This is a genomic window from Burkholderia sp. Ac-20345, from assembly GCF_017104825.1.
Classification (GTDB): domain Bacteria; phylum Pseudomonadota; class Gammaproteobacteria; order Burkholderiales; family Burkholderiaceae; genus Burkholderia; species Burkholderia lata_B.
Genome location: NZ_JAAGPO010000306.1, coordinates 1 through 7,990 on the forward strand (window position 1 = coordinate 1; position 7,990 = coordinate 7,990).

Here is a 7,990-nt window from a genome sequence, read left to right on the forward strand (position 1 = left end):
TGCGCGCACCTCGACGAACACGAGCATGCCGTCGGGCTCGCGCATCACGAGATCGAGCTCGCCGCCGCGCATCGTCACGTTCGCCGCAATGAACGCGAGGCCGCGGCGCTCGAGAAACTGCCGCGCACGCTGCTCGAACGCCGCGCCGACCGGTTTGGATCGCGCCGCGCCCGAAAAGTTGTCTCCCGCGCGCGCCAAACTGCGCCCGTCGCCCGGCCGGGCCGGCGCCGCGTGGCACAATGCCGTCCTTGTTCCGCTTGCGCCGCGATTGCGTGCATTGCCTGCCATGACTGCCCTCCTCGAACTCGCGCACACGCAGCACTACCCGGACGCCGCGCTCTACGTGGTCGCCACGCCGATCGGCAACACCGCCGACATCACGCTGCGCGCGCTGCACGTGCTCGGCCTCGCCGACCGCATCGCGGCCGAAGACACCCGCAACACGGGCCAGCTGCTCGCCCGCTACGGGATCTCGAAGCCGCTCGTCGCCGTGCACGAGCACAACGAACGCGAAGCCGCACAGCGTGTGATCGAACTGCTGCGCGGCGGCGAACGCGTGGCCTACGTGTCGGACGCCGGCACGCCCGGCATCTCGGACCCCGGCGCACGGCTCGTCGACGCGGTGCGCGCCGCCGGCTTCGCGGTGATCCCGCTGCCAGGCGCGAGCGCGGCGGTGACCGCGCTGAGCGTGGCCGGCGACTGGGCCGGCGCGTTCACGTTCGCGGGCTTCCTGCCGCCGAAGGCCAAGCAGCGCGCGACCGCGCTGCAGGCGCTGGTATCGCACCCGTATGCGCTGGTGTTCTACGAGGCACCGCACCGGATCGCCGAAACCGTCGCCGCGCTCGCCGATGCATTCGGCCCCGCGCGCCGGCTGCTGATTGCGCGCGAGCTCACCAAGCTACACGAGCAGTTGTTCCAGGGCACCCTGGCCGAAGGACAGACCTGGCTCGCCGGCGATGCGAACCGGCAGCGCGGCGAATTCGTGCTGGTCGTCGAAGGCGCGCCGGCGACGAGCGGCGAAGCCGACGACACCGCGCACGACGCGCTGCTCAAGCTGCTGCTGGAAGAGGTGCCGGTGAAGAGCGCAGCGAAGCTCGCGGCCGCGTTGACGGGCGCGTCGCGCAACACGCTGTATGCGCGCGCGCTTGCGCTGAAGGATGAAGGCTGACGCGCGAGCCGGCCGGCACCGGGAAACCGGCGCCGGCGTCGCGCGGTGCAGGAAAGACAAAGGGCTGCCCTCGGGCAGCCCTTTTGCATGAGCGAGCGATCCGCTGCGTTACTTCGCCGAGATCGACGCGAACATTTCGTCGCGCGCCTCGCGCGCTTCCTGCGGCGACAGCCCTTCGATCTTCACGCGGCCGGTGCCGGCGTGCACGAGGCCGATCAGCTTCGCGGCCGCATACGACAGGTCGAGCACGCGGCCGCGCTTGTACGGCCCGCGATCGTTGACCTTCACGACGACCCACTTGCCGGTCGACGAATTCGTCACCTTGATGTACGACGACAGCGGCAGCGTACGGTGCGCGGCGGTGAGCGCGTTCATGTTGAAGCGCTCGCCGTTCGCGGTGCGGCGGCCGTGGAAATCCCGCCCGTACCACGATGCGCGGCCCGTCTGGCGGAAATCGGACACATCCTTGCCGTCGATCGGCTCGGCGTCCGCCAGCGACGACTTCTTCGCGTCCTTGCTGTCGGCAGCCGGCATCGATGCCAGCGCGGAATCAAAATTCAGCTGCTTGTCGCTATCCGCCTTCGCGGCGGCGGCCGTCTTGTCGACGGCGTTCTTCTGGTTCGCGCTACCGGTGGTCTGGCTGGGTGGTACCGCACAGCCCGTCAGCGCAAAAAACAATGCAATGGTCCCGAATCGACTCGGAAAACGTAAATTCATCGACGTGTCGCCTTCTGGTTCGGGCCGCTCCCTTACAACGCTGCTTCACAACGCAGACACGCGGCCCGGACGGCAAATGCGTGCACGCCCCGCTCGGATGCGAGCAGGCGGCTTGCATGGGCGCGGCTTTCGTCTATGCCGCAACCGTCCTGATTAGTTTTCACGTCTGGCGCAACCTGTCCCCAACAGCCTGACCAGACCCCACATGCCGCCATCGAACATGGCTTCACGTTCGCGCGCGTCGAAACGACCGACTCACAGGAACGGCGGCACAGGCCTCATCCGGCGGCGCGGCAGCAGGGCCGCAGGCGGGCGCGCAGCACCCGGCCGGACAAGACGTGAGCACCGAATACTCGGTGCTGGATACACCGCCGGACTCCCCGGCGGCTGATGCTTGACGGTGCCTCCGACGCCCCTTTTTAACGGGGCCGAAACACCAGCGAATGGCGCGAAATTCACGCTCAATGGGGCGCATTATACATAAACCAAAACGTCGACCCGAAAAGCACCCCCTTCGGACCATTGATTCTCACTATGGCTGTAACAATCGGCATGCTCCGGGAATGCCCGGAGGCGCGCATCGCGACGCGCGTCGCGCGACCGGCAAGCGGCCCGCGCGACCGGTACAATCGCTCCTTTTAGCCGCCGGTGCCTCCATGAAAGTCACGCTCATTCCGGTCACGCCGTTCCAGCAGAACTGCTCGCTGCTCGTCTGCGAGAAGACGGGCCGCGCCGCCGTCGTCGATCCGGGCGGCGACCTCGACCGGATCGAACAGGAAGTCGCGCGACAGAACGTGCAGGTCGAGAAGGTGCTGCTCACGCACGGGCACATCGATCACTGCGCGGGCGCGAAGACGCTCGCGACGCACTACGGCGTGCCGATCGAGGGGCCGCAGGAAGAAGAGCGCTTCTGGATCGAGAAGCTGCCGATGCAAAGCGAGCGCTTCGGCTTTCCGGCCGCCGACACCTTCGAGCCGGACCACTGGCTGAACGACGGCGACACCGTGCAGTTCGGCGACGAGACGCTCGAGGTCTATCACTGCCCGGGCCACACGCCTGGCCACGTCGTGTTCTTCAGCCGCGCGCATCGCGTCGCGATCGTCGGCGACGTGCTGTTCGCCGGTTCGATCGGCCGCACCGATTTTCCGCGCGGCAATCACGAGGATCTCGTCCGGTCGATCAAGGAGAAGCTGTGGCCGCTCGGCGACGACGTGACGTTCGTGCCGGGCCACGGCCCGGTATCGACGTTCGGCGACGAGCGCCGCACGAACCCGTTCGTGTCCGACAAGGTATTCGGATGAACCAGACCGCCATCCCGGAAATCTACGTCAGCACCGATGTCGAGGCCGACGGCCCGATTCCCGGCCCGCACTCGATGCTGAGCTTCGCGTCGGCTGCCTACACCGAAGACAAGCAGCTGATCGCGACGTTCTCCGCCAATCTCGAAACGCTGCCGGGCGCGCAGGCGCACCCGGTGCAGGAAGCGTGGTGGAAGACCGAGCCCGAAGCATGGGCCGCGTGCCGGAAGGATCTGCAGGCGCCCGAGGCGGCGCTCATCTCGTACGTCGACTGGGTCGAGGCGCTGCCCGGCAAGCCGGTGTTCGTCGCGATGCCGGCCGGCTTCGACTTCACGTTCATGTTCTGGTACATGATGCGCTTCGCCGGACGCTGCCCGTTCTCGTGGTCGGCGCTCGACATCAAGACGCTCGCGTTCGCGATGACGGGCCTGCCGTACCGCAAGGCGATCAAGCCGCGCTTCCCGAAGCACTGGTTCGACGACCATCCGCACACGCACGTCGCACTCGACGACGCGATCGAGCAAGGCGCGCTGTTCTGCAACATGCTCGCCGACCTGCGCCGGCAGCAGGCCGCGCTCGCGGGGCTCGCCGTGTCGGACACCGATCGGTCGGAAGGCACCGGGGCGGGACAAAACCCCACGGATCCGCGAGCAAATTAGCGAATCTCGCTCAGCAACGCGACGCCAGATTGCCTTTCTTTTCCCGGCCCTCTAACATTCAGCGTGTTGTAGCTGCCGCATGGAGGCGCAGGTGACGCTCGATTCCTTTTCGCAAAAAATCCTTCGCCTGTTGCAGCTCGACGCGCGCCGTTCGGTCCAGGAAATCTCGGACCAGGTCGGCCTGTCGAGCACGCCGTGCTGGCGCCGCATCAAGGACATGGAACAGTCGGGCGTGATCCAGCGCTACACGGCGCTGCTCGATCGCGAGAAGCTCGGCCTGCACGTCTGCGCGCTCGCGCACGTGCACCTGACCCGCCACAACGAAGGCGGCGTCGAGCAGTTCGAGCGCGAGATCGCGACCTGCCCGGAGGTCACCGAGTGCTACAGCACGACCGGCGAAGCCGATTACATCCTCAAGATCGTCGCGCCGGACATCAAGGCCTACGACGTGTTCCTGCACGAACGCATCTTCAAGATCCCTGCCGTGTCGCAGGTGCGCACGAGCGTCGTGCTGCGCGAGATCAAGTTCGACACGCAACTGCCGCTGTAACGGAGAGGCGCGCGCCCGCCGTCAGCCGCCGCGCGTGCCCGCGGCGTATCACCCCTGCCCGGGCATCGTGCGCGTGAAGCCGATCCGGCGCGCGCCGAACTCGCGCTTCAGTGAGTCGGCGTCGAGACGGCCGGCCAGCGCCGCATCGGTGTCGTGCGGATCGCAGGCAAGCGTCACGTCGATCTCGAGCCCCGTACTCAGGTAATGCAGGTTGATGGCCGCCGCACGCAGCCCGCGCTTCGCGAGCGCGGCCTCGAGCCGCACCGCGATCTCGCCGCGCGGCGGCAGCGCGAGCGCCGGACGGCGCGCCGCGTCGTTCTCGGGGTCGACGTGGATCAGCGCGTCGAGTACGCGCGGGTCGGTCAGCACGCGCGCACGCGCGGTCTCGGCGATGTAGTGCCCTTCGGAGACGGAGATTTTCGGGTCGACGAGGATGTGCGCGTCGACGAGCGCGGCATCGCCCATCTTGCGCGTGCGCAGGTCGTGCACGTCGCGCACGCCGGGCGTCGCCGCGAGCAGCGCGCGGATCTCGGCCGTATCGGTCGTATCGAGCGCGCGATCGGAGAGGTCCTGCAACGCGTCATAGCCGAACGTCCAGCCCATGCGCGCGACCATGAAGCCGACGATCGCCGCCGCGATCGGGTCGAGCAGCCGCACGCCGGCCAGGCTGCCGACGATGCCGATCGCGACGACGAGCGACGAGGCGGCATCCGAACGCGCATGCCATGCGTTCGCGACGAGCATCGCCGAGCGGACGCGCCGCGCTTCGCGCAGCATGTAGCGAAACAGCGCCTCTTTCGACACGAGCACCGTCAGCGCGACGACCAGTGCGGAAAAATGTACCGCCGGAATGTTTTCGAGATTAACGAGACGGTCGCCGGCCCGCCAGAGCATGCCGACGCCGACCGCAATCAGGATAGCGCCGAGAAACAGCGATGCGACGGTCTCGTAGCGGCTGTGCCCGTAATTGTGGTCGGCATCCGGCGATGCTCCGCTATGCCGATTCGCAACCAGCACGACAAAATCCGAGATCAAATCGGAAATCGAATGCACGCCGTCAGCAATCAATGCCTGCGAATGCGCAATCGTACCGACGACGATCTGAAATGTCGCAAGCACGACATTCAGCACAATACTGACGAACGTGCTCTTGCGTGCAACCGCGTGCTTATCTGCGCTCTGCGCGTCGCCGGAAAACGTGGACATGAAATATTGGATATCGGTGTGCGATACCCAATTCTATCAAGGGCGCCCCGTGAACCCCGCCAATACCCGCAAATTTCTTATTTAAATCAATCGCTTATGCGAACGGGTCGCATTTCCATTCACGCCGGATTATTACATTTTCATGACAGCGCGATGTGCGTGGCGACCGCTGAAAACAAAAAAGCCGCGCTCCTTAACGGACACGCGGCTCTTTTGAAGCGCAGGCAATTTAAACAAACACTTAAATTGCAAACTGTTCGCGGTTCTTGCCGGCGATCCAGCGCGGCGGCTTGCCGCGGCCCGACCACGTCGCGCCCGTTTCCGGATCGCGGTATTTCGCGGCAACGCCTGCACGCGGACGGCCAACCTTGCCTGCCTTCGCGCGGCTGAGACCGAGTTCCGCGAGCGAAAAGCCGTAGTCGGCAATTTTCTGCTTCACGTCATTCAGCACTTCAGCGTATTCACGCGACTTCGCTTCTTCGATTTGCTTCTCCAGCTTCTCCCGCTGGGCCAGCAGGTCCTTGTAAGAAGACATAGTTTCCCTTTCTATCTGACCAATGGCGCCGGTCTGCAGCCAGCTCACCATTCTTGAAATATATGTGCCTCGGATTTTCGAAGGCAGAGATTAGCACAAAAAAGATTTGATAGAAGCGAGATTCATGAAAATCCCGAGATGAATTGAAATTCACTCGTGTCATTTTGACCGGTCGCGGCCTTTTCTCAAATTTTTACGTTCCTACACAGAGATTAGGACATTAGCCATTGGCTATTAGGTCTATCAACATACGCAATTACCCTGCATTCAGAAAAATCAAAGCTTTCATCGGACGACAGCTTTACGAAAATCGGATGGCGCGGCTCGCTAAACGGGCAAAGCGCGGACAAGACGGTATCCGCGACGTCACGTCACATCCCGCGCGCACGCAATCAGCCGCTCGCGCAATGCGCCCGCATCGGCCAATGGCGTATCAAACGGCGTGCGCACGCGGCGGCCGTCATGCCGCCAGTCGGCGCCGTGGCGATCGACGCCGAGCAATTCGAGCCCGTCGCGGCGCGCAGCGCCGGCATCGTACGCGTCCCACAACGCCTGTTCCTCGTCGAACGCGAGCGGCGGCAGCGCATCGAGATGCGTGCCGTCGACCCAGCCCATGCGCCCGAAACCGCCGATATAGCGGAGCCGCTCGACGTCGAGCGCCCAGAACGTGAAATCACCGAGCGCGAGATAGCGCGCGGCGTCCGGCTCATACCGACAGTAGCGCGCGGTGACGTGCGGATCGGCGCCGAGCGGCACGAACCGGCCGAGCAGCGTCGCGCGCTCGGCGTTCAGCACGTCGCCGCCGGGCGCGTCGACGACGAGGAAGCCCGCGCGCGGATCGGCGGCCAGATTGCGCGTGTGCTCCGCGAGGCCGCTGACGAGGATCACGGGACGATGGCTTGCATCGGGTGCAAACGGGACGACCGTCGGATACGGGAAACCCTGCGGGTCGCGCGCATGAGTGGCGAGCGTGCCGAGCGCGCAGCGGTGCAGCAGATGCAGGGCGAGAGCGGGATCGATGTTCAAGAGGACTCCTGCGGTCGAAGGGCGGCGCGCCGGGCACGCCATGCGCTTCGATGTTACCCGCGGGCGCGGCGCGCCGCGCATCGGTCGAACGGCCTATGCAGTCGATGCGGCCGAACGCGGGTCGCCGGGTAACCGCCGGATCGTCGGCCGAACGGCCATCGCCCGGCAGGATCGTAAGCGGTTCGATAGAATCGGACGGATCCGACGGGCGCCGCGTGCGTCCGTGCATTCCTTTTGATGAGCGTTACCGTGTCCGAATCCTCCTCCCCCGAATCGTCGTCCCCGTTCGCCGCGCCGCCCGACGCGCATCGCGTGCTGTCGCTACCGGCCCGCCAGCGCGCGCGCCTGGCGTCGATGGCACTGTTCTTTGTCGCCGGCATGATGTTCGCGTCGTGGGGCGTCCACGTGCCGACCGTGCGCGACAAGTTCGCGCTGAGCCCCGGGCTGCTGTCGATCGCGCTGTTCGCGGTCGCCGTCGGGTCGATCGCCGCGATGCTGACCATCGCGCGCTGGATCGCGCGCGTCGGCTCGCGCACCGCGTGCCTGGCGGGCGGGCTCGTGATGTCGGCCTGCGCGGCGCTGATCCTCGTCGTGCCCGACTACACGATGCTGCTCGCCGTGCTCGCGCTGTTCGGCTTCTCGATGGCGACGCTCGACGTCGCGATGAACGCCGAGGCCAGCGCGGTCGAAATCGCGATCGGCAGGCCGATCATGTCGTCGCTGCACGGCATGTTCAGCATCGGCGGGATGGCAGGCGCGGCCGCCGGCGGCGCACTGCTGTCGGCCGGCATGGCGCCGGCCGTGCATCTCGCGCTCGCGGCGGCGACCAGC

At 66.0% G+C, this 7,990-nt stretch carries 9 protein-coding genes and 1 pseudogene; 5 read left to right on the forward strand and 5 right to left on the reverse strand.

Annotated elements, in window-relative coordinates; genetic code table 11:
* The coding region (locus G3O06_RS44985; RefSeq protein ID WP_205819940.1) for a YraN family protein at positions 1 to 240 on the reverse strand (240 nt) is incomplete at its 3' end.
* Between the two features lie 46 nt (positions 241 to 286).
* Here G3O06_RS44985 and rsmI point away from each other — a divergent pair.
* Entirely contained in the window at positions 287 to 1,168 is an 882-nt protein-coding gene (rsmI, locus tag G3O06_RS44990) for a 16S rRNA (cytidine(1402)-2'-O)-methyltransferase (protein WP_205819936.1), read from the forward strand.
* 108 nt (positions 1,169 to 1,276) lie between these two features.
* Here the strand turns inward: rsmI and G3O06_RS44995 are convergent, their stop codons facing one another.
* Positions 1,277 to 1,885 (reverse strand): septal ring lytic transglycosylase RlpA family protein, encoded by a 609-nt coding sequence (locus tag G3O06_RS44995; RefSeq protein WP_122944150.1) that lies wholly within the window; start codon positions 1,883 to 1,885, stop codon positions 1,277 to 1,279.
* A gap of 656 nt (positions 1,886 to 2,541) precedes the next feature.
* On the opposite strand from G3O06_RS44995, the gene G3O06_RS45000 reads away from it, so the two are divergent.
* The 3 genes from G3O06_RS45000 (at position 2,542) to G3O06_RS45010 (ending at position 4,392) form a co-directional block, all read left to right on the forward strand.
* The gene (locus G3O06_RS45000; protein WP_174918405.1) at positions 2,542 to 3,186 is read left to right on the forward strand and encodes an MBL fold metallo-hydrolase; all 645 of its coding nucleotides are present in this window, start codon (positions 2,542 to 2,544) and stop codon (positions 3,184 to 3,186) included.
* Entirely contained in the window at positions 3,183 to 3,842 is a 660-nt protein-coding gene (locus G3O06_RS45005) for an exonuclease (protein ID WP_175000651.1), read from the forward strand. The genes G3O06_RS45000 and G3O06_RS45005 overlap by 4 nt, the downstream gene beginning before the upstream one ends.
* 79 nt (positions 3,843 to 3,921) lie before the next feature.
* Positions 3,922 to 4,392, forward strand: coding sequence for an Lrp/AsnC family transcriptional regulator (locus G3O06_RS45010; RefSeq protein WP_006477376.1), 471 nt, complete (start codon positions 3,922 to 3,924; stop codon positions 4,390 to 4,392).
* A 48-nt stretch (positions 4,393 to 4,440) separates the two neighbouring features.
* Here the strand turns inward: G3O06_RS45010 and G3O06_RS45015 are convergent, their stop codons facing one another.
* The 3 genes from G3O06_RS45015 to G3O06_RS45025 all read right to left on the reverse strand — a co-directional run bounded on the left by G3O06_RS45015 (position 4,441) and on the right by G3O06_RS45025 (position 7,159).
* Positions 4,441 to 5,598, reverse strand: coding sequence for a cation diffusion facilitator family transporter (locus G3O06_RS45015; RefSeq protein WP_205819937.1), 1,158 nt, complete (start codon positions 5,596 to 5,598; stop codon positions 4,441 to 4,443).
* Positions 5,599 to 5,839: 241 nt separating this feature from the next.
* Entirely contained in the window at positions 5,840 to 6,133 is a 294-nt protein-coding gene (locus tag G3O06_RS45020) for an H-NS histone family protein (RefSeq protein WP_006491875.1), read from the reverse strand.
* 366 nt (positions 6,134 to 6,499) lie between these two features.
* Entirely contained in the window at positions 6,500 to 7,159 is a 660-nt protein-coding gene (locus G3O06_RS45025; protein ID WP_205819938.1) for a pyridoxamine 5'-phosphate oxidase family protein, read from the reverse strand.
* 249 nt (positions 7,160 to 7,408) lie between these two features.
* On the opposite strand from G3O06_RS45025, the pseudogene G3O06_RS45030 reads away from it, so the two are divergent.
* A pseudogene (locus G3O06_RS45030) lies at positions 7,409 to 7,990 on the forward strand (MFS transporter); the annotation flags it as partial.

Excerpts from the sequence above, each read along its gene's own strand:
- G3O06_RS45005 (WP_175000651.1), top strand. The coding sequence starts at position 3,183 with ATGAACCAGACCGCCATCCCGGAAATCTACGTCAGCACCGATGTCGAG.
- G3O06_RS45020 (WP_006491875.1), bottom strand. The coding sequence starts at position 6,133 with ATGTCTTCTTACAAGGACCTGCTGGCCCAGCGGGAGAAGCTGGAGAAG.
- G3O06_RS45015 (WP_205819937.1), bottom strand. The coding sequence starts at position 5,598 with ATGTCCACGTTTTCCGGCGACGCGCAGAGCGCAGATAAGCACGCGGTT.
- G3O06_RS45010 (WP_006477376.1), top strand. The coding sequence starts at position 3,922 with ATGGAGGCGCAGGTGACGCTCGATTCCTTTTCGCAAAAAATCCTTCGC.
- rsmI (WP_205819936.1), top strand. The coding sequence starts at position 287 with ATGACTGCCCTCCTCGAACTCGCGCACACGCAGCACTACCCGGACGCC.
- G3O06_RS44995 (WP_122944150.1), bottom strand. The coding sequence starts at position 1,885 with ATGAATTTACGTTTTCCGAGTCGATTCGGGACCATTGCATTGTTTTTT.
- G3O06_RS45000 (WP_174918405.1), top strand. The coding sequence starts at position 2,542 with ATGAAAGTCACGCTCATTCCGGTCACGCCGTTCCAGCAGAACTGCTCG.